Source organism: Legionella steigerwaltii (assembly GCF_001468065.1).
Classification (GTDB): Bacteria; Pseudomonadota; Gammaproteobacteria; order Legionellales; family Legionellaceae; genus Legionella; species Legionella steigerwaltii.
On sequence record NZ_LNYZ01000020.1, the window covers coordinates 26,611 to 48,646 of the forward strand.

The window sequence follows — 22,036 nt, forward strand, 5'->3', positions numbered from 1 at the left end:
TAACCTGTGCCTGCAGCTTTTAAAAGTTTAAAAAATCACTTACAGTTTATGCGCAAGTTGAATAACAGTTTCGGTAATCTTACAATATTTTTTCAAGCGTAGTTTTTTAGTCAAGGATGTTTTGTGCGTTTTTTATTCCCTATCAGTTTATTTCTAAGTGCAGTACTTTTATTTAGTATCCAACCTATGGTAGCAAAATCCTTGTTGCCCGTTTATGGAGGAACACCGGCAGTTTGGATTGTATGCATGCTTTTTTTTCAAATGGTATTGTTGTTTGCTTATGGATATGCCGCGTTGCTTAGTTTTTTGAATAGGCCCCTTGCTTGGCGATTGACACACAGTATACTTGTTATTTTGAGCTTCGTAGTTTTTCCTCTTTTATTTAAGCCTGTGCTTATTAACGATTCTCCTGAATCGAGCATTTTATTTAATTTGTTAACCCAATTAGGATTACCTTTAGTTGTAATTGGTGCTTCGGCACCTTTATTACAATTCGCATACAGTCAGACTAAAGAAAAAGGAGCTGCGGACCCCTATTTTTTATATTCTGCTTCAAATCTGGGAAGCCTCTTGTCTTTATTGCTTTATCCTTGGGTGATAGAGCGTTTTATTGGATTAAAAAACCAATTTTATTTATGGAGTATAGGTTATGTACTCTACGTGGTTCTATTAGCTCTTATTTTCTATGTTCATCGTTATCAACCTTTAGAAAAACAAAATAAAACAGTTAAAGATTGGCCTTGGCAAAAAATACTGTATTGGATTTTTTTAAGTTTTGTTCCATGCAGTTTAATGCTTGGGGTGACCCTGTATATTACTACCGATATAGCAGCAACACCTTTATTTTGGGTATTGCCATTGGCATTGTACCTGCTTACTTTTGTGCTTATATTCACGAACAAGCCTTTAATTTCATTCCCATGGATAGTACGAAATAGTATTTTTTTCCTTATTTTTCCCATCATTGGATTTATTTTAAATGCGAGTCAAATAAAGGTTTGGCAAAGCATTTTATTTCATTTATTAAATTTTTTTATTTTAGCGCTACTTTGTCATGGCCAGTTGTTTTTAAGTAGGCCCAAACCGCAACAACTGACTTTATTTTATGTTTGTCTGGCTCTCGGTGGTGTATTAGCTGGGGTATTTAATGGAATTTTAGCGCCACATTGGTTTAATCAAATTTATGAATACCCTTTAGCAATCTTACTCAGTTTATTTGCTTTGCCTCAACGGACTAGAAAGAGCGGCTGGTGGCTGCCTGTGGTAGTTCTGGTTCTGCTGTTGCTTCATTACACTATCCTCGATATTCATTGGCCAGCAGGTTTTTCATCTTTTCAACTGTGTGCTCTTCTGGCGTTAGTTATTATCGTTATTTGGCAACAAAATAGGACCAGTTTGATCTTATCTTTATTAATTTTATTTGGATTTATTTTTTCACCATTTTTACAAGATGATACTATTTTAGTGCAAGAACGCGATTTTTATGGGGTAAAAAAAGTAGTTGATAGACGAGGACTGCATGCCCTAATTAATCAGTCCACAGTGCATGGATTGCAAGTTATGGAAGAGAAAAAACCGAGCGGGAATAATTCTTATTATGGAGCAATTAGTCCTGTAGTTGATGCCATGCAAGAAAAAAAGAGCTCTTTGTCAGTCACAATCATTGGCTTGGGTATTGGAACGATGATTTGTCAATTTAGAAAAGAAGATCAAATTAAAGTAATGGAAATCGATAATCAAGTCATTGAGTTGGCAAAAAGAAACCATTTATTCACCTACTTACGAGACTGTCCCGCACAAGTGACCATTATAAAAAATGATGGGAGATTAGCCGTAGAACAACTGCCAGATCATTCCCAAAACTTACTGGTAGTGGATGCCTTTAATTCCGATGCAATACCTGTACATTTATTGACTTTTGAATCATTTACTTTATACAAACAAAAAATTACTGAAGATGGTGGGATATTGATTAATTTAAGTAACCGACACCTGCAATTATTGCCAGTGATCAATGCTGCAGGACGATCTTTGGATCAGATGGTGTTTTATATAAATTATAAAGGTATTCCGGCATTAGCTCAGTTTGATTCGCAGTGGGCTTTTTTGACTTCTAATGAAGCTCTTGCTTTTCAACTCATGAAAGGTAGCAATTGGCGGTTTGATGCAAGTGATGAACAGTTCTTATGGACTGATGATTATTCTAATGTGATTCCATTGTTGAAGTGGTAGTTTCTATCGTAGCTTCATTGCATTGTAGCCTGGGTGCAGCGCAGCGAAACCCGGGAATGTAGTGGCACCAACCCCGGGTTCCGCTGCGCTGCACTCAGGCTACGATATATGGCTATCAAATCTCCAGATTCTAAACTTCAGCTAAGTTTCCTTTGCTCTCTAACCAGACTTTTCTATCACTGGCTCTTTTTTTATTCAACATCATATCCATAATTGCTTCAGCCCCTTGTTCATCGTCCAAGGTTAATTGAACCAAGCGTCTGGTATTAGGATCCATTGTCGTTTCACGTAGCTGAATGGGATTCATTTCACCTAAACCTTTAAACCGTTGAACATTGGTTTTTGCTCGAGATGTTTGTGCCAAATGATGGAGGATACGATTTTTCTCTTCATCATCCAGGGCATAATAGACTTCTTTACCCGCATCAATTCGATAAAGAGGTGGCATGGCAACAAATACATGCCCTGCTTGGACCAGTGGTTTAAAATGTCGTAAAAATAAAGCACAAATTAATGTTGCAATGTGTGCGCCATCTGAGTCTGCATCAGCGAGAATGCATAATTTACCGTAACGAAGTCCACTCAGATCGGATGAGCCAGGGTCTACACCAATAGCTACTGAGATATCGTGAATTTCCTGAGATGCTAAAACCTGTGATGAATCCACTTCCCAAGAATTAAGAATTTTTCCACGCAACGGTAAAATCGCTTGGAAGTCTTTATTACGCGCTTGTTTTGCAGAACCACCTGCTGAATCCCCTTCTACTAAAAATAATTCAGCCTGGCTAAGATCAGTAAGCAAACAATCAGCTAATTTGCCTGGGAGGGCAGGGCCTTGACTTACCCGCTTGCGTGCTACTTGTTTGGCTTGCCTCAAACGTTTTTGCGCACGATCGATTGCTAAAGCGGCAATGGCCTCACCTTGGTTCCGATGCTGGTTGAGCCAAAGTGCAAAAGCATCTTTAACTACATTGCTGACAAATGCAGAAATTTGCCGCGAACTTAAGCGTTCTTTAGTTTGACCTGCGAATTGTGGTTCTTTCATTTTAACCGATAATACATATTGGCAGGGTTCCCACAGATCATCTGCGGTAAGTTTTATTCCTCGAGGCAGTAGATTTCTTAGTTCACAAAACTCTGCCATAGCATCAAATAAGCCAGAGCGTAAGCCATTAACATGGGTACCACCTTGAATCGTAGGAATTAAATTCACATAACTTTCACTAAAACTGCTGCTTCCCCCATTAGACCATACCAACGCCCAGTCAACAGTTGCTTCATCGCTTTTGAATTCACCAGTAAATGGTTCTTCAGGTAAGTAATCTCCATCAGGTAACGATTGATTTAAATAATCAATAAGTCCCTGTTCATAGCACCAATACATTTCTTCATTGCTTGCTTTATTGACAAAAGTCATGGACAAGCCGGTGCATAGCACTGCTTTTGCTCTGAGTACATGTGTTAAATGTTTTACTGAAATACGGGTAGTGTCAAAATATTTAGCATTGGGCCAAAAACGAATAATTGTGCCTGTATCTCTTTTTTTAGTAATGCCGGTTTCATTTAATTCGCATATTTTATCACCATTGGCAAAGGACATTTGGTAAATAATTCCATTGCGTTTGATGGTGACATCAAGACGATCAGAAAGAGCATTGACTACAGAAACACCTACTCCATGTAATCCACCCGAGAAGCTGTAATTTTTATCAGAGAATTTACCGCCGGCATGTAATCGAGTCATAATGACCTCTACACCACTTAAGCCTAATTGAGGGTGTAAATCCACGGGCATACCACGACCATCATCCTCTACTTCAATTGAACCATCCTCATGAAGTGTGACGCGAATATGGCTTGCAAAGCCAGCCAATACCTCATCGACACTGTTATCAATCACTTCTTGAGCCAAATGGTTTGGGCGCGTCGTATCGGTATACATGCCGGGACGTCGTTGAACCGGTTCGAGTCCACTTAAGACTTCAATTGCTTGGGCAGTATAGTTTTCTGACATGGATATTTCTCAAATATTAGTTATGTTTATTTTACCATATATTATGATAGAGTAAGCGGAAGACGAGTATTCCTTTTGTAAATCTATTATAAAGAGCCCCGTTTCTGCAACTGTCTCTTAGTCATGAGCAAAGAGAATCTTGGGGAAAGTCAGATTTGAGTGTAGGTTGAGAGAAAATCAGAATATTGTCATTGATGCCTGGATTTAGGTTTTAATCCGGGAATGAGTAGGGACGCTTTCCTGGATTATGCATTATCTTATCCGGGTTAAACAGAACATATATGCAAGAAACTAGTGCTGAAATTCATCAATTATCTGTAGCTTTTCAAGATCATCATAAAACGGTCTCTGCTTTGGATGAGCTCAGTTTTAATTTACACCCTGGTGAAACCTTGGTTTTGTTGGGGGAGTCAGGTTGTGGTAAATCCTTAACTTCTCTTGCTTTGATGCGCCTATTACCTAAATCAGGTGTTTATGGAGTAAACAGTCTAATCCATATGAATGGACAAGATATTCTGGATTTGCCAGAACAAATGATGCGGCGGTTGAGAGGCCGTAAGATCTCGATGATTTTTCAAGAGCCAATGACAGCACTCAATCCGGTGATGACCATAGGGGAACAGCTGACAGAGGCTTTGCTAAGATGTAACTCATTTACCGGACACGAATTACATGAAGCATTATTATCCTCACTTCATGAGGTAGAAATGCCTCAGCCAGAAGTTAAAATCCATCAATACCCGCATCAATTGTCCGGAGGACAGAAACAACGGGTAGTGATTGCTATGGCTTTGGCATGTAAACCGGATATTTTGATTGCGGATGAGCCAACAACTGCCTTAGACGTTACCATACAAGCACAAATCCTTTCTTTATTAAAAAAAGTACAAAAAACGCATCAGATGAGTTTACTGCTAATCACACATGATTTGGGGGTGCTGAGAGCAATGGCTTCTCGTGTGTGCGTGATGTATGCGGGACAAGTCGTAGCGCAATCCTCGGTAGATGATTTCTTCTCGCGTACCAAGCAACATCCTTATGTACAGCAGTTATTGGCTTCAGTGCCTTCTATGGCAAAACGAGAGGAACGCTTATCTGTAATTCGTGGATTTGTACCTGCATTGGATGAAATGCCTTCAGGTTGCCGGTTTCACCCGCGTTGCATTTATGCATTTTCTCGATGTTCAGGGGAAGAACCGCAATTACAAGAGCAAGATGGTCAGTTGGTACGTTGTCATTTATACCCCGAGCATGATGAATTACCCCCTTTGCAAAAAAACAAAATAACTTGGAGTGGTGGCACTACCGAAGTAAAAACCATACTTACTGTGACGGATTTATCGGTTGATTTTACCCAGAAAAAAGGGATATTCAGTCGCCATAAAACTGTATTTAAAGCAGTTGATGGTCTTTCATTTCGTTTACAACAAGGAAAAACCTTAGCATTGGTAGGTGAGTCAGGATGTGGTAAAACAACGACCAGCCGTGCGTTATTGCGTTTATTACCTATTTCTGGCGGGGAAATATTTTATAAAGAACAGGATGTGTTGGCATTAAAAGGACACGCATTAAGAGAATACAGAAAAAAAGTACAAATTATTTTCCAAGACCCTTTTTCCTCTATGAATCCACGGATGACTGTAGGTGAAATAATCGCTGAAGGCATGCACGCTCAAGGAATGAAACGCTCCGTCATTAGTGCAAGGCAAAAAGAACTATTGAACCAGGTTAATTTGCCCAGCGGCAGTTTACAGCGTTACCCCCATCAATTTTCTGGTGGACAAAGACAACGAATTTGTATTGCACGGGCTTTGGCTACAGGACCTGATATCTTGATTTGTGACGAACCAACCAGTGCGCTGGATGTTTCAGTGCAGGCACAAATTCTTAATTTATTAAAAGAATTACAGCAGGAAACAGGCATTTCTTATTTATTTATTACCCATAACATGGGGGTTGTCTCCTATATTGCCGATGAGGTATTCGTGATGAAAGATGGGGTAGGAGTTGAGTTTGGAAGTTGTGAAATGATTTTCAAGGAGCCTAAAGAAGTTTATACCCAGCAGCTTTTAAATGCTGTTCTCAATGTTTTTTAATCAGTTTTTCAAACCATTACTTTTTCGGCTTAATATTTTATTCATTAAAAATGTGATATATTTGAGCACTATTTGGATAATAAAGTCTTAGTATTTATTATTTGGGGGACATGGTTGCATGAGAATCACTCTGGGCGAAAATAATTTTAATGATGTCAAGGATTTTACTACTCATTTGGAAGGCACATACGAGCAAAATAAGCTGATTTCCGAAGAGGTGACTCTTTCTGTGGAATGTGACGCATTTTCTCAAGAACACTTTGATGAATTGGTGGCATTTCTTTTAAGTCCAGAACGTACTCGACTTTATAAATTCAAATTTCCTCCTGAACAAGCACAATATCAATTAGCTTTTGATGATGCCTATTTACTCAGTAAACGCCAAAGGTTTTCTCTTGAGTTCCACGAGCAAATATCTGAGTTAGTGAGCTTCCCTATTTCTTTTCAGCCCCACACACCTAAAATACGAAAAGCGAAAAAGAATTGGGGTGAGGATATAGGAAATTCCAGTATTGGTTTACAGTTTCAATACCACATTCCACATGAACATCAGCACCAACAACGAAAAGCAACTCAGAGAAAACGAAAAAATAATGAGGAACCTCAATATCAACATCCCGAAATAAGCCCTTTGGTACTCATCCCTGAGGTTTCTCAAGAAAATGCACGGCATATTGTGGGTTCTTATCATCAATTTAGTCTTTTGAAAAAAGATTCAGAGCTGATTGAGCATTATAAGACCGAGTTTGATCATTTACTGGGCACAAAGAGTTCGTCAGAGCAACGTCAGGCAGCTTTTATTTTTTTCATATCTAAGTTGACAGAAAATAATGCATCAAAATTAAAGTTAATTAAAAATTTGTTACAGGCAGTGCCTTTATCTGATCTTAACTATCAAGGGCTTGCTCATGCGTTGATTCATACTGGAGCAGATGGTGTTTTACTTTTGTTGCAACAAATTAAAACATTACATGATAAAGAGTTTTTTAAAGAGTTTGAAACGCTATTTCTGGATAAACCTGAAAACTATCTTGCATTAATGTCCCCCCAAGGTTTGGTAAACCTTAAAAAATTGAGTGAATTAACAAGTGAACAGAAAACATGGTGGGTTACTTTAGTTGCTCAACATAAAGCAACTGGAGCTAATACGGAATTTAATGATTTATTTGTAGCTTATAATTATTTCCTGGATGAGCTGGAGAAGAAAAAACTGAAGTTGCCTTTCTCTTGCACTTTAAAAAATATCCAAAAACTGGAGCCTACATTAAATTGTTTACTGTTCATCATAAATAACAGCAGTGATCCGCAAGAACAACTTACCTATTTAGATGGGATAGATGTTTATGCGGCCTACCACGCCAGTCGTAATAACAATTATAAATTGGTATCACGACAAATGAATTTAAAGCTCAAGGTCGATGAAGTGGCTCCAGATTTTTCGACCCCTACAGCTACTCGGGACGTGAGTGCATGGCTAAATCGTTTTGATTGTTCCTATGCTGAGATTGCAACCCGTTTTTATCGTTTTATCGGGACGCAAGAATGGGCATTCAGTCTGGATGTATATCAAAATATTGAACATGAAATTAGAAAAAATAATAAGCTAAACGATCAGAATAAAGTATTATTACTCAATATCGTCGCTTTGTTGGCTACCGGGCAACGTGCTTGTACTCATATGGAATATCCTGATACTTCCATTAAAAAACTGCTCAACAAATTTATTGCACTAGCAGAACAGTTTGGTGAGGACTTGCAAAATGAATTATCCACTGTAATTCCAGTGCTTGCGGAATCACTGGCGCATCTCGACTGGGAGTCAATGCCTACAGCCGATGAATTGCACACGCTTATTGATATCATCTTACACATGCAAAAAGCAAAAGCTCTAGCTCCTGAGCTAGCAAGCCATGATTTTCAGGAGGTGGCTGCCCTCGCTTTACATTTCATGGGTGAATACAGCAATGCTGCCTCGTTGGTCATTGATCATTATAAAAGACGTTTGGCAATGGAGCAGACAAATACTGTACCTATCCGGAACTTTTCTTATTCTGAGTTGCTGAACCATTTGGTTTCACCATCGAAACTGGATAAATTTCTACCTGAGCTTTTTCATGATCAACCCAAGGTATTATCCCAGTTTGTTGTACTCTGTTCTTTATTAAGTGATGAAATACCAAAAGTGACGCAACACGATGCCGAAGATAGCGAATTTGAGGCTAAAATAAAAATGCTTGCGCATGCTGTGCATGATATGCAAGACGAGCGCAGAGGACCGTTATTAGCAATTCTTACTGATATTAATATAGAAGCTTCTTATCGCCTGCCTACTCTAGAGCAACTCATAAAAGTTGTTGATGTTGTTAGGAAGGCAGCGTTCACTGAGGTTGAAGATCAAAAAGTAAGTATTCTTGAAATGGTACATGCTGAATTGCCTGAACTAAAAATAGGAAAAGAAGCGGTTCATGAAGCAACAATCGATCTTTTTAGCCTGATGAGACAAAGCTATGAGGAATGGCAACTCGAAAATAAACTTGGGGATTTACCAGCAAAAATAAAAAGTTATCTGGAACCCTGGATGGATGCCCATAATATTGTGCTCTATTATTTAAAAAAACAACCAATCAATCCACAAACGATCTTCGATTCTTTGGCTGATGAAGAGCAAGAGGTTAAGAATTTGTTGGGTAGTAGGATGTTTTCTTGGGCTTTATCTGGATTCCCTCAGGCAAAAATAAAAATTGCTGAGGTCTTGGGCAATGAATTTTTTCCAAAACAAACCTTTATGCCTGCACTGCAAACCAGGGTGAAAGTAAGTTTACAATCTACCCTAAGCACAGTTTTAAAATCATTACAGACGTCAAATAAGGATTTTGACGATTTTCTTTTAAACCAAATTGAAGGATTAGATACAGACCTTGCTATTGATGAGGCGTTTCTAGAGTGGAAGGAACAATTGGATGACGTGAATGGTTTGATTAATTCACTCATTCGTATTAAAAATAAAAACAGTATTGAGTTTCGCCGCTGTATTTCATTATTAGCTGAGGAAATCAAACCCACATTACCCGGCAAGAATGTTCTTTCTATAGTGCAAATGCGAGAACTGCTGAATACCTTAAGTCAAGATGAGCCGCTTTCAGTTGCATCTCCCTTAGCAATTTTATGCAAAATATTAAAGGATGCACCAGGGTATTCAGCAAAGCAATTACATAATGTTTTGAACGAGGTTGCTTATTTAAGCAAATATCGAGCAACTCTTGAGCAAGAAGAATATGAAACTCTGCTACGTTGGTCATGCACTTATAATTTAACTCAAAACTCTTTATTTCCTTTGAAGGAAATCATTGGACTTAAATCTTTAGCTGGGGTGGATGAAAAGCAGTCTGAAGCTTTGTTTCATGCCTTTATGCATGTAATAAAAAATGTCGGTCCTGGAGTTGATGAACAATTGCTAAAAACAATTGTTAATAAAATTACTTCAATTATTCAGGTTAAAGCAGAAGTACAATCGCTGATACCTCTACTCATTTTATTAATGAAGGCCTGCAGCAATGGTAAAGAAGCGATGCTTCTTAATCTAATCGACAGGTTCGAGGGTATAAACGATTTTGATTTAAATATCTGGTCAAAAATATTGCTTATATCGGGTGAGCATACTCCAGATGAAAGCCTTCACCGTTTATTTGATGTGCATGCAGGACTTGAGTTAAATCAACATAATCTAAAGAAACTGGAAAAATTATTTAATTCACCACCCTATCCAGAGATGGAAACGTTTATCCATGTGTTAAATGGCTATGAGAATGATCTAATGGCTTATATTGATGCATTTGATAAGGATCCGAAATCAGGGCGTGCACCACAAAAAAATGAATTTGGTATTATCGTAAAGGATACTGACCAAGTTCTTGATGAGCAATTTGACATGTCACAAATTGCGCGAGTTATTGGCACTATTCAAGATAGTGTTGAAGGAACGCCTTTAAGCAGCCAAGAGCAATATGATTTAGCACAACAAATTACGTTCATCAATGCAATAGGAAGAAGTAAACCATTTACTCTCGTTGTAGGTAATAATCCAGAAACAAAACGAATTATAAAATACGCAGATTTAACTCAAATCAGTCGTGCTGAGTTGTATGAGTTATTCGATATACTGGTTAAGGCAATAAGAAAACCAGGTCTTGATGCCCATGAAAAACTAAAAGATCAGTTAAGATTATTAGCAGTATTACGCGAACAGTATTTCCGAACTACGGGGACATTTGCTGATACGACACAACTTATTTCTGTTTTAACATCACTCAAAAGCCAGCACAACAATATGCTGATGGAAGTAGATACAGAGGAAGCTGATGTTACCGCATCATTACTTGCTGTAATGCAGTGGGTTGAGGCTGCGGGTGGAACAGTTGACGTGTGTATCGATAACCGCGAGGCAGTGATTCAAGCTGATAAAAACAAAGGTACTAAAGACTTCTTGACCTCTCTTGGTATTGATTCAAGTAGTATTAGAGCAGATTCCCCTAAAGGAACTTATCAAATTGGTGGGATAAACTATTCTACTGTAGGCGATTTGGCTTTATATCGCTCTCGGGCTAAGGTTGAGAATGAAAACTTGGTCGCTTATAAGGATGGTCATCCTTTATCAAGTAATTTAATTCTTTGTGGGTCTGATTTTTCAAAATTAGACCAAAGAACTTTATATCATCTTGTGCAAGATGATGAAAATCATTCCTATGCATGGGTTTACCCTCTCATCAATGAATTTGTAGCTCAGCGAAAATTTAAAACGCTGCATCCGGGTAAGGTTTGGAGTGAGAGTCAGGATGTAGATCGATTAAAAGAATTCTTGGACCGGCATGCCCCTACAGGTCGTCAGAAGGCGCAGTTAAATTCCTTAACAGAGAAATTTAGTTTATGGATCAACGCAGCTATAGAAGCTCAACGGCTTGTTGAAGGAGAGGATTTTGATATCTTACCTTCTGAAACTGCGCTTCATGTTGCCATTCCCTCGAAGCAAAAAGCATCTCAAGGTTTTACCTTTTTAGTACATCAATTTCTACATGCTCGCCTGCAAAGGGAAAATCCTGAGTGGGAGTTTGTTATTGAGCCTGAGAAACGTTTTATTGATTCCAGTTCAACTAAGGATTTGATTGATGATTATAAACAACAGGGACGCATTATTGGTATTTCTAAAACCTTAAGTAAAAAGGATGGGTTAGCTGAGCAATGCAGTAAGTTCGGCATGAATGATAAGTTTAAAATACCGTCACATCAAGACAGTAAACGTAATGAATTCGCGATAAAATCTAGTGCAGAGAAGCAATCTCATGTAGGTGCTATTAAAGAGGCTATCCAGCAAGCAGAAGATGGGCAACCTATTGTGCTAATTGCTAAAGACGCGAGTGAAGTAAAACTTCTTGAGCGAGAATTAAAAGCACATTTTAGTAAAAATATTATTACTGCATTGACGGGTGCAGAACCATTAAAAGAGAGAGAGCACTGGATAAAAAATAAGTCGGGTCAAAAGAATACGATTACTATTATTACATTACCTAGCCAGGATGACATTTTTGATACAAATCATCCTAAAGGATTTTTGAGTATTCAAACCAGCCTGGATACTCCAAGTAATACACGGCTGATGATTCATAGTGTTGCTAGAAACAATGACCTGGGTAAACACATTGCGCTTTATGAAGAGTGTGGGAAATTCTTTTTACAATCTTGGTATTATCAGTCCTTACACGATTGCCAGGCACTACTCGATGAGTTGACACAACTGCAAAGAAAACAGAATAAAGCCGCAGCTGTTGAACGTCATTACACTCGGAAGGTTTCTGAAGTACAACACGTTGTTTTACAACAGTTCCAAGAATGGAAGGAGTTTCTACATCTTGTTTATCCTAAATCTGAATGGAGAACACTGGATGCTGAGTTATTAAAACAGAGAGAAGATTTAATTCTTGATTTGGATGAAAAATGGGCTGAATGTCTAAGATACTCCGATCCGCAAAATAAATACCCTAATCCTTATGTACGTTGGGATGCAAAGCAACAAGTGCAGACGGAGGAATTGGATGAAATGGTGCAGGCTTATGAAGATGCTGTAAATCCTATCTGGGATCAGAAACGGGCATTTCTTAAAGAAAAAGCAAAGCAAGTCCTTAGTGAAGGCTCAATTAATGATTTGCGTTGTGAATATTTGGACGGAGTGTCATTAAGTGAGCAATTGAAATTAAGTCGATTAGCAGAACGCGAAAACAAAAAAGAAATGCGTGTGGAGAAGAAAAAAGCGCATCGTTATATTCTATCTGCATTGGATGTTAACGGAGCGATGTTGCGATTTGCTGACGGCGATGTTGCAGCCTATAAAGTAGAGTTTGCTAAAAATCAGGTGAAATTATTTGCCGAGGATATTCGCCGTATTATAGGAAATAATCCTTATTTAAATAAATCGGTGCGATCCACATTGCTCGATCAAGTTGCCCATGCAGAAAATTTAGGTAATCTTGTTACGTTTTTGCGGGATTATGCCGTTAAACATTTGCCTGAAGATTCATTTGCTGAAAAATATGCCATGCAACCCGTAATTCACGAGTTGTTGCGGGTATATCAACAAGCTGGACTTAAAGAAACAAAAGAGCTGAAGAATTTGCAAACAATTTATTTTGATCGAGTTGTAGTAGAACTTGTCGATGAATTGGAAAGCTCTTTATCTTGGGCGATGGAAAAAAATCGTGGCTTGGGGTATTGGCTTGAGCGCTCTGCTGTTAACGCCGCAGCGGAAGCCATATTAGTTGCAGTCCAGCAATTAAAAAATGCAAAAGATTTTAAAGAGAAAAAAATTGCGATTAGGAATTTGTATAAAGTATTAGCGGAACATGAATTGCAACTTGAAGGAGTATGGATATTTCCTTTTTGGGGGCATAAGAATACAAGTACCTTAATTAAAAATACTTTAGCTACTCTTAATGGGTTAACGGCTATTGGCTCAGGCGTAAATGAATTAGATGCTGATTTTATACACGATTGCAAAGAAGAGTCTCTTTATGAAGTAATGAAAGAACGATTGAATTCTTCGGTTGAAATCTTGGAAGATGAAGATCCAAGCTTAGAGAAAAATAATGAATGGAAGGAAATTAGAAAAACATTGATTGCAATGCAAACTGAAAACAATACGATCTATGCTTTTCATGAAATGTATTATTTCCTTTCGAATAAAGTGGAAGAATTCGCCCGCAAGCATTCTCCATTACAAGAGCATGTAGCTCATTTGCGTGGAAAAGTTCGTATGCTGTTTGAAACATTTAGCCAGGATCATCGAGAATTACTGAACTCAAATAAGTATCTGACACGTAAGGCTGAAAATCTTCAGAACGAACTGAATGGATTAAACGGATTTAATGTCAAACATGTGAAGCTCAAAGAGGGGCATAATGGTTTTAGTGATTACTTTGATTTAGTGATTGAAGGTTCTGGATCTCATCCTTTATTTCATGATTTTAGCCAATATAATTCACGTGCACTCGAGTTAACTGAAGAACGAGAGGCTTTAGAGTTAAGACTAAGCCAAACCAAGTTGCAGCTTATATCTTTAAATCTATTGATAAAAGATCAGTTACCGCTACTTAAATTTAATGGAAAAACTAAAGCAGTAGTAGCGCAATTTCCCGCACAATTTCAGAAGCAGGTCAATGACATTCTTGTTTTAAAAGAATGGGTGGCAGATCAAAGACCTGATGATTTAAGTTCTTTTCCAGAAAAGGTTCGTGATAGTTTTCTCGATAGAGAACTAGTTAAAACGTTTAAATTTCCTGAATTAAAAGCAGAAGAAATTGAACAAATTCATGACGTTATGTTAAGAATCGGATTTAAGGATTTGCATGAGCGAATCGTTGAGGGAATGAAGAAAAAATCAGCCTTTGGTACTGTTTATTCGTATGTATCAAGCTATGTATTTACTCCGGAAAATATGGATGATTGGCGTTTGGACTTTGATGAATTAGTAAATAGACCTACAGCAAATTTAGAGAAAGCATTTCGTCCTGATATTGAAAAAGCTCAGAGTGAATTGGCTAGCCAACTGAATCAATTACATCAAAAAACTGCTGATCAAATCGAGTCCTTAAAACAGCAAATTATATTCCTCAATGAGAAAGTTGCTGAGGAAGAGAGAAAAAGTGGTGTTTATGTGAAGCGAATGACACATGTTGAGGAACTTTTTGAGTTTGAACAGCAACTCATGACGTTTAAAGCAAACCAACCAGAAGTGGATTTGCTTCCTCAAGAGAACCTGGGACATGTTGTACCTCATGAAATGAGATCTCCAGTAACTCAAGAAGTTGTGGGATTGGTTATTTAAAGAAATAGTAGTGCTCTATGTAGCCTGGGTGAAGGCGAAGCCGTAACCCGGGTTTTTTTCTTATGATTTCCCGGGTTACGGCTTCGCCTTCACCCAGGCTACAAATACTACTTGTGTTTCCCAAAAAGAGTCAAGTATGTGGTTATTATCACAAATTCTCCAACATCAACTCACTTAATGTTCAAATATTGAACTATAATCAGATCTAGGTGATGTTGAATTTGGAACCGCAATGTTATCCATAGATGTAGTCACACTCATTGATAATATCAGTGAAAAAATTGAAACAAATAATTTTGAAACATTAACTTTCGAAGATATTAAAAATGCATGTTTTATGGTAATGGGCCAAATAGAGCATTTGAAAGCCAGCGACAAATTTCCTACCGCAGATGACTCTAAAGAAAAAGAGCTGATCGCATATAAACGTATCGTAATGCACTTAGTTGAGTGGCAAGCACGATTTATTGAAATGAAGAAAAATAGTGTGTTGGGGAATTACATTGCTGATTTAAATTTTTTACGAGAAATGATTCATACAATACCCGAAGTATTAGGCGAGGTTTATAAAGAAAAGATAGAAAAAATTAACTTCTGCATTTCCAATATGCTTGTCTTTATAAATAAATTGAAAATCAAATTGCTTGAAGCTAATTGTTTTGATACGGCTCTAATTGCACACACCCAATGTACTCATGAGATTACTTTTTTATATTCCAAGCTACTCGAAATACATCATTCTGAAAAAATGCGTTACTCTGTTGTTATTAAAGGATATTTTGAAGCAATACAGGAAACTTTTGATTTTTATTTAAAAGAAATCACCTATTTCCGTGATCTTGAGGTTACCAATGCAAAATGTTTGAGCTACTGCGTTATCAATTATCTTCCTAAAAATGTTCGACACTGATCCACTCAGTTTTCTTATAACTCACATCTTCTGAATTATTTTCTAAAAAAATCACTCAATGCTTAATTGATTCAATAAGTATAAAAAATACTATACTTAGATAAAATATGAACAGTGTGGTGAGTAATGGGAAGCATTCATATACCACTGGATGAACATTTAAAACGAATAATGGACAATCCAAGTGATGCAGTTTTAAAACAGCTTGAGTTATCTGAAGAAACTTATCCTCTGTTGATATCTTATCTAGGATGGCTCAGAAGACTTAATGGGGTCCAAAATAAAAACGATGTGATTCGTCAAAATGAACAAATTTTTAGTGAGTTTATTTATTTGTGCGAACATAATCTACTTTTTTTTCTTACTGTTACAGGTCGTTTTGATGTAATTCGCAAACTTTTTGCTGATAGGGATTTATTGACGAAAGAAATTGCATTGCTAAATGAAATAGAAAAAGAGCAAGCTAAGGCTGCAGCAGCAAAGCGGCAAGATTTTGTGTTTGTACCGAGAAAAGAATCATCAATCCTGCAACAACTTGAAGAGCCAAAACCTCACCGTCTTCCTATATCGGAATGGGAAAAATCGCTTTATGGTTTAACTCATATGGATTTGTATCAATATTATGAAGACGAGATGAAACGCATCACCTATGTACATCATATGAAGCAAATTAAATTAGTGGATGCCTCTTATGAAGAACATATTACGATGATGCGAAAGGCATTGGTCTTAATTGTTCAAGATGAACATATTAATGAAGAAAAAAAACAAAAGGCAATTGCAATTTATCAAAGCTTAATTGCAAAAAAAGAAGAAATGCAGGCTAAATTAATTGGGCTTCAACCTTTAGTGGAAGAGCAATCTGACATAGGGGCACTCAATATAGAGATCATTGAACAGCAACGTCGAATTAAAGAGGAACATCTTAAAGAAGCTCAAGAAATTCTTGAGGGCTTTTTTGCTGGAATGCGTGATGAGTCGCCTCAATTGCAAGCAATTTACGAAGAACATCAAGAGAATATCAGAAATTTTAAAGAAGAAAGTCAAGCAATTCAGCTCGAGTGGGAACAGGAAATGCGGACTCTATCTGTTCATTATGAAAATGCACGTATACATGCTTTAGAGGATATAGAGAGTAGTCTGCATTTAATCACAGATGAGTTGAAAAAATGCCCGGTAGACGAATTAGATACAGAACAAATTGATGCTTTAGATGGTGGCATAATCCAATTAAAGTTATACCAAGATGAACTTAAAAAAGCAGAAAGTTATGAAGCCATGCAACTTTTATTAAGTAAGTGCAATAAAGAATTAGAAACAATAGCGGGTATTGTTCAACCTGTATTACCAGACGATGTAAAAAAACGTTTTGAACTTTATGTGAATCTAATGAAACAAATGATTGCTGCACCAAAAGACGGTGTAGATTTTGCGATGCCAACTTTAGACCGTACCTCTTTAAGGCAAGAACATCTTGACGAGGGTTCTGTAACTTCAATTCATAATACTCATCCTATCACTGAAGAAAAGGAATTGGAGCCTCGTACGCAGGACGTTGAGCTTGAAAGCATGGGGACGTCTCAATCTATAATTGCTAATAGTGAAGAACCGCACCTTACTCTTTTGCCGGAGGAGGGGGAGGAGTTGGAGTTGCATACACCGGTTGCTGAGCATAAAAGTGTGGAGATGTCTCAACCTATAGTTACTCATGGTGACGAGCCTCACGTTGCTCCTTTGCCTAAGAATGGAAAAATGGAAGTGAAGCCACGCGCACCTGGTATTGAGCATGCACGTTCGGAGATAGTTCGATCCACAACGCCTAATGATGAAAAACCGCAGACCATCTCTTTATCTGAAGAGAAAAAAATTGAGCCAATTACTGTTGAAGAAAATCCACAAAATGAACATCGATATCGTTTTTTTGTGAACTCTATAAGAGATGGGACTGAGTTTGAGTTTGATCCTGAAAAACAGCGTAAGTATGAATCCGCTCTAAAAGAATTATCCAGTATTTTAAAAGACTTGAAGGAAGAGGTTGAACCCGAAGTTTCAATAAAAATAAAAGAAATTGAATGTCTAATCAAAGATGCGAAATCGATAAGTTTTGATAAAGCGACTCCAGATCAAATTCAAAGGATATGTGACGCTTGTGATTTGGGGATTGATTATGAGCCCCTGAATCATGCAAAAAACAGCCTTTCTTCAATGGTTCAACTCAAAAATAATCCCCAAAGACGTGTTGGAACATAATACGTTTCGTACAATAATTGAGTCGCTATTTCTCAGGATGCCTCTTTTTTGGTATAATATGCCCTATTTTTTTAGAATAGGGAGAAAGATATGTCACCTCAAGAAGAAGCATTATGGCAAGCTGTGACTAAAAAAGAATATGACAAAGTAGAAAAACTGATCACGGATTATCCTGAATTGGTAAATGCAGTCAATGCCAACGGGAAGACACTTCTTATGCGCGTTGTCCTTGCTCTTGTACCTCCATTGGATTTGATTCGGTTTATTGCAAAACAACCCAATCTTAGTTTTGAAAATCAAAGTGCTGAGGCATCTCAAACAACTATGGGTGCAGTTTTATCTACAGGGCGCCCCGATATTTTGGAAATTTTTGCAAAAGATCCACGCATTATTTTTGATGGTGATCAATTAGCGTACGTTACTGCCAAGAAAAATTTGGAAAGTGCATCACAAAGCAAGGTTGAAAATTACAAAAAAATGCTGACGCTCATTCGTGAGGCTACAATACGTCATGCAGTTTCGACTGATGACCCCAATTTATTGGAGCGCTTAGAAAAAGCAGGAGATGATCTATCGCAAGAGTTAAGTGATGGAAAACTACCTGTGCGACTTATCACTAAAGAGAGTCCTGCTCCTAAAGTAAAATCATGGTTTCAATCTCAACTTGGGAAAAATGCGACGAAGGTTGGAACTCATGCTGAATCGTTTTTTTCTCATGTCCAGGATATGGAACAAACACAAGAGAAAATGGATGCGCTTGATCAACGTAAGTTGCAAAAGGACATGACTTTATTTGGCAAAGTTTATGATAGCACCCTTAATACCATGAAACAGGTTGTGAGTACCCTTAGTCTTACCAGTTAATTAATTGGTTGCTTGGGTTTGTCCTCATTACAGGTGTAAGTTGGTGGTTTGCAATGGCATCTTCTACACAAGCTGTATGGGCTTCGACCCCATAGACCCTCGACGTACCGCGGCTTGTCCGCGGGGTCTAGTTTTTAGCGCAGTTTTCCTGGATCTCGTGGACCCGCGGGACGTCAGAGAGCAGATCTGGACTGGGTTTTCAGAGATGTGTAGAAGATTCAGTTGCAAGCAACCAGGCTTGTGGTATGAGTATTCAATCAATAAATCAAAAGTTAAGGGATAATTGTACCGTGTGGTATCAATGTGATGCTGAAGGTTTAATCCTTCATTTATATGTTCAGCCAGGTGCTAGGAAAACAGAAGTTGTAGGCGTTCATGAGGGGGAGCTTAAAATCCGCTTAAATACGCCGCCAATTGAAGGACGTGCTAATAAAGCATTGTTGCAATTTGTTGCGCAGATTTTTAAGGTACCAGCACGACACGTACTATTAAAACGTGGAGAAAAATCCAGACACAAAACCCTTACGGTTATTGGTACCGTGGTAGATCCTAATGATTTGCTTTGAATCATGGCGAAAATTTTGCGATAGTAAATGACGCACTAATTAAATCGTTACTCTTATGAAAATCGAGCAATTTCCCATCACGTTTCATACTCAAGGTCGAGGAACCCAGGATATTACTGCTGAAGTAAAGTCATTTCTCGCAAAAGCAACAATAAAACAGGGTTTATGCCATTTATTTCTCAAACATACCAGTGCATCTTTGATTCTTTGTGAAAATTATGATCCTCAAGTACATAGGGATCTTGAAAGTTTCTTGGTTCGATTAATTCCTGATGGCGATCCGCTTTTCAAACATGTAGTTGAGGGTAAGGATGATATGCCCGCGCATATTCGTACAGTATTAACACAAAGCAGCTTGACTATTCCCATACAAAATGGGGAATTGGCTTTAGGTACCTGGCAAGGGATTTATCTTTACGAGCATCGATACAAACCACAAGAACGTCATCTGGTTATTACTGGTGTAGGAGACTAATACAGTTTTAGGTATACTACAGGTCTTTTTTCAATGGGAAAAAAATATGAACTCACTACCCCAATGTCCTAAATGTAATTCAGAGTATACTTATGAAGATGGGAATCAATTGATTTGCCCAGAATGTTCCTATGAATGGGCAAAAGATGAAGCGGGAGAACCGCTACAGAATGATCAACGCATTATCAAAGATGCCCATGGACAAATTCTCCAAGATGGAGATACGGTAACTGTAATTAAAGATTTAAAAATAAAAGGATCATCACAAGTCGTAAAAGTCGGCACCAAAGTAAAGAACATTCGTTTGGTCGAAGGCGACCATGATATAGATTGTAAAATTGAAGGTATTGGTGCTATGAAATTAAAATCTCAATTCGTTAAGAAAGGATAGATGTGATGCATAAACCACTCCACATTACTTTTTTATTTTATGAAGGAATGACTGCTCTGGATGCAATTGGTCCTTATGAGGTACTCAGTCGCTTGCCAGAAGTTGTAGTGCAGAGAGTGGGCTTAAATCAGGGACCTGTACGTACTTGTTCTGGGCTTACGCTGATTGCTGAGCATGCATTAACCGATATTTCGCATACTGATGTTTTATTGATTCCGGGCGCAGGTAATGCAACTGCATTGCGCGAATGCCCTGAAATTCTCACCTGGATTAAAAAAATTCATGAGCATACTTTATGGACGACCTCAGTTTGTACTGGAAGTCTGATTCTCGGCGCAGCAGGGGTTTTATCAGGAGTTAAGGCAACAACGCATTGGGCAGTGATGAATCGGCTGCAACATTGGGGAGCCATACCTACCCCAAAACGATTTGTAGAGGATGGAAAAATCATTACTTCCGCTGGAGTATCGGCAGGCATTGATATGGCTTTCTATCTTGCTGCGAAACTTACCAATGAAGACATAGCACAAAGTTTACAACTTGGTCTGGAGTATGATCCTGAACCGCCCTTTGATTCAGGATCACCTGACAAAGCACCGGAGGTACTGGTTCAATCACTGCGTGAACGTTTGAAAACAAAATTTGAACCGGAGTATTAGGGTCTTACAATTCTACTATCTTGGTCAAAATACTGCGATTTTATGTGCTCCGATACTCACATACTTTGTGTATGCTGCATTTCGGTGCTCTAAAATCGCAGTATTTTGACTCAAGCTAGCGAATTGTATACTGACCCTAAGGACATAGATTGCATATTGTAATCAAATTTTGTTTGCAATAATCTTAATACATCCTTATTAGTTCGGTAATCTAATATGAGTTACGAAAAAGTTTCGGTCTATATCAATGAAGCGGAACAATGGCAGGATAAACCTTTGTATCTGGAGCTTCTTGAAATGCTTAGAGAGCAAAAAGTAGCGGGAGCCACGGTATTACGAGGAGTGGCCGGATTTCCGCTTGATACCATTACTAAAACGTCTCTTTTTCATATCAAAAAATTACCACTTATAGTGCAATTTATTGATGATGTTGAGGTTATTGAAGTTCTGATACTTAAATTAAAGAATATGCTTCCACAACACCTCATTGCACGTGTGCCAGTAGACGTAGTCTGTTGACGCCATTGATAGTTCAAGGGATATACTTGAATCTTGGAGAACGGTTGGATTTGAGCGCAAGATGTGCCAAATGCGGCCGTTCAGTGAATAGGGATGGATCTTATGAATAATTTTAAGCATTTGCACGGGCAGAATAAAAAATTAAATGCTCTTTTTTTATTATCGTTACTAAATGCTCTAAAGCTATGGCAACTTTTTCAGGATGATCAAAAAACTCAATAATTAAAGGAAGGGAAAAAGATATATCCAAAAAAGAGTCTTTATGTATACCCGTTTCACCGCTAAAACCACTTACCGCACGAAAAATACTAATTCCACGAATTTTAGCCTCGTTTTGTAAATAATTTAAGATCATAGGAACATTATCGGCTCTTTCCAAAGTATAAATTCGTACTACTGTAACTTCGACCGTAGCCATCTCAATTGTTTCATTCATCCTTGATACTCCGTTTACTTTTCAAATCGAATTTTATTATCATATGAGATCATAGAAAATATTAATATCCCAAATTTATTTCACCTTAATACCATTAAATTATCACTTTTAAAATCAGAACGCCTAAATCTGTTGAAAGAGGAAGAAAGAATCCGATACACTGTAGCTACTGATTTATTCTATGATTTTAGAAAATTTCAATTTAAGTAGGGCTAATTTATAAAATTATTCACTAGAACATTTGCTGATTAAT

13 protein-coding genes are annotated in these 22,036 nt (G+C 37.8%); 11 read left to right on the forward strand and 2 right to left on the reverse strand.

Annotated elements, in window-relative coordinates; genetic code table 11:
* Positions 1-123: 123 nt before the first annotated feature.
* Positions 124-2,232 carry a spermidine synthase gene (locus Lstg_RS12180; protein WP_058477957.1) on the forward strand — a complete coding sequence of 703 codons (2,109 nt, stop codon included), beginning with the start codon at positions 124-126 and terminating at the stop codon, positions 2,230-2,232.
* Positions 2,233-2,362: 130 nt separating this feature from the next.
* Here the strand turns inward: Lstg_RS12180 and parE are convergent, their stop codons facing one another.
* On the reverse strand, positions 2,363-4,246 hold the full coding sequence (gene parE / locus Lstg_RS12185) for a DNA topoisomerase IV subunit B (RefSeq protein WP_058477958.1): 1,884 nt from the start codon (positions 4,244-4,246) through the stop codon (positions 2,363-2,365).
* Positions 4,247-4,527: 281 nt separating this feature from the next.
* Here parE and Lstg_RS12190 point away from each other — a divergent pair, with 281 nt between their 5' ends.
* The 10 genes from Lstg_RS12190 to Lstg_RS12235 all read left to right on the forward strand — a co-directional run bounded on the left by Lstg_RS12190 (position 4,528) and on the right by Lstg_RS12235 (position 21,347).
* Positions 4,528-6,342 (forward strand): ABC transporter ATP-binding protein, encoded by a 1,815-nt coding sequence (locus Lstg_RS12190; RefSeq protein ID WP_058477959.1) that lies wholly within the window; start codon positions 4,528-4,530, stop codon positions 6,340-6,342.
* A 118-nt stretch (positions 6,343-6,460) separates the two neighbouring features.
* A complete protein-coding gene (locus Lstg_RS12195; protein WP_058477960.1) occupies positions 6,461-14,713 on the forward strand; it encodes a hypothetical protein in 8,253 nt (2,750 codons plus the stop codon).
* A gap of 232 nt (positions 14,714-14,945) precedes the next feature.
* Positions 14,946-15,623, forward strand: a complete 678-nt coding sequence (locus Lstg_RS12200; protein WP_058477961.1) for a hypothetical protein — start codon at positions 14,946-14,948, stop codon at positions 15,621-15,623.
* Between the two features lie 126 nt (positions 15,624-15,749).
* Positions 15,750-17,873 (forward strand): hypothetical protein, encoded by a 2,124-nt coding sequence (locus Lstg_RS12205; RefSeq protein ID WP_058477962.1) that lies wholly within the window; start codon positions 15,750-15,752, stop codon positions 17,871-17,873.
* Between the two features lie 90 nt (positions 17,874-17,963).
* Positions 17,964-18,737 carry a hypothetical protein gene (locus Lstg_RS12210; RefSeq protein WP_058477963.1) on the forward strand — a complete coding sequence of 258 codons (774 nt, stop codon included), beginning with the start codon at positions 17,964-17,966 and terminating at the stop codon, positions 18,735-18,737.
* Positions 18,738-19,027: 290 nt separating this feature from the next.
* On the forward strand, positions 19,028-19,303 hold the full coding sequence (locus Lstg_RS12215; protein WP_058477987.1) for a DUF167 domain-containing protein: 276 nt from the start codon (positions 19,028-19,030) through the stop codon (positions 19,301-19,303).
* A gap of 55 nt (positions 19,304-19,358) precedes the next feature.
* A complete protein-coding gene (locus tag Lstg_RS12220) occupies positions 19,359-19,778 on the forward strand; it encodes a secondary thiamine-phosphate synthase enzyme YjbQ (protein ID WP_058477964.1) in 420 nt (139 codons plus the stop codon).
* 46 nt (positions 19,779-19,824) lie between these two features.
* Positions 19,825-20,169 carry a zinc ribbon domain-containing protein YjdM gene (locus tag Lstg_RS12225; RefSeq protein WP_058477965.1) on the forward strand — a complete coding sequence of 115 codons (345 nt, stop codon included), beginning with the start codon at positions 19,825-19,827 and terminating at the stop codon, positions 20,167-20,169.
* Positions 20,170-20,174: 5 nt separating this feature from the next.
* On the forward strand, positions 20,175-20,828 hold the full coding sequence (locus Lstg_RS12230) for a DJ-1/PfpI family protein (protein ID WP_058477966.1): 654 nt from the start codon (positions 20,175-20,177) through the stop codon (positions 20,826-20,828).
* 216 nt (positions 20,829-21,044) lie between these two features.
* Positions 21,045-21,347 carry a DUF190 domain-containing protein gene (locus tag Lstg_RS12235; RefSeq protein WP_058477967.1) on the forward strand — a complete coding sequence of 101 codons (303 nt, stop codon included), beginning with the start codon at positions 21,045-21,047 and terminating at the stop codon, positions 21,345-21,347.
* Between the two features lie 112 nt (positions 21,348-21,459).
* Here the strand turns inward: Lstg_RS12235 and Lstg_RS12240 are convergent, their stop codons facing one another.
* Positions 21,460-21,783, reverse strand: coding sequence for a DUF190 domain-containing protein (locus Lstg_RS12240; protein WP_058477968.1), 324 nt, complete (start codon positions 21,781-21,783; stop codon positions 21,460-21,462).
* Between the last annotated feature and the right edge of the window lie 253 nt (positions 21,784-22,036).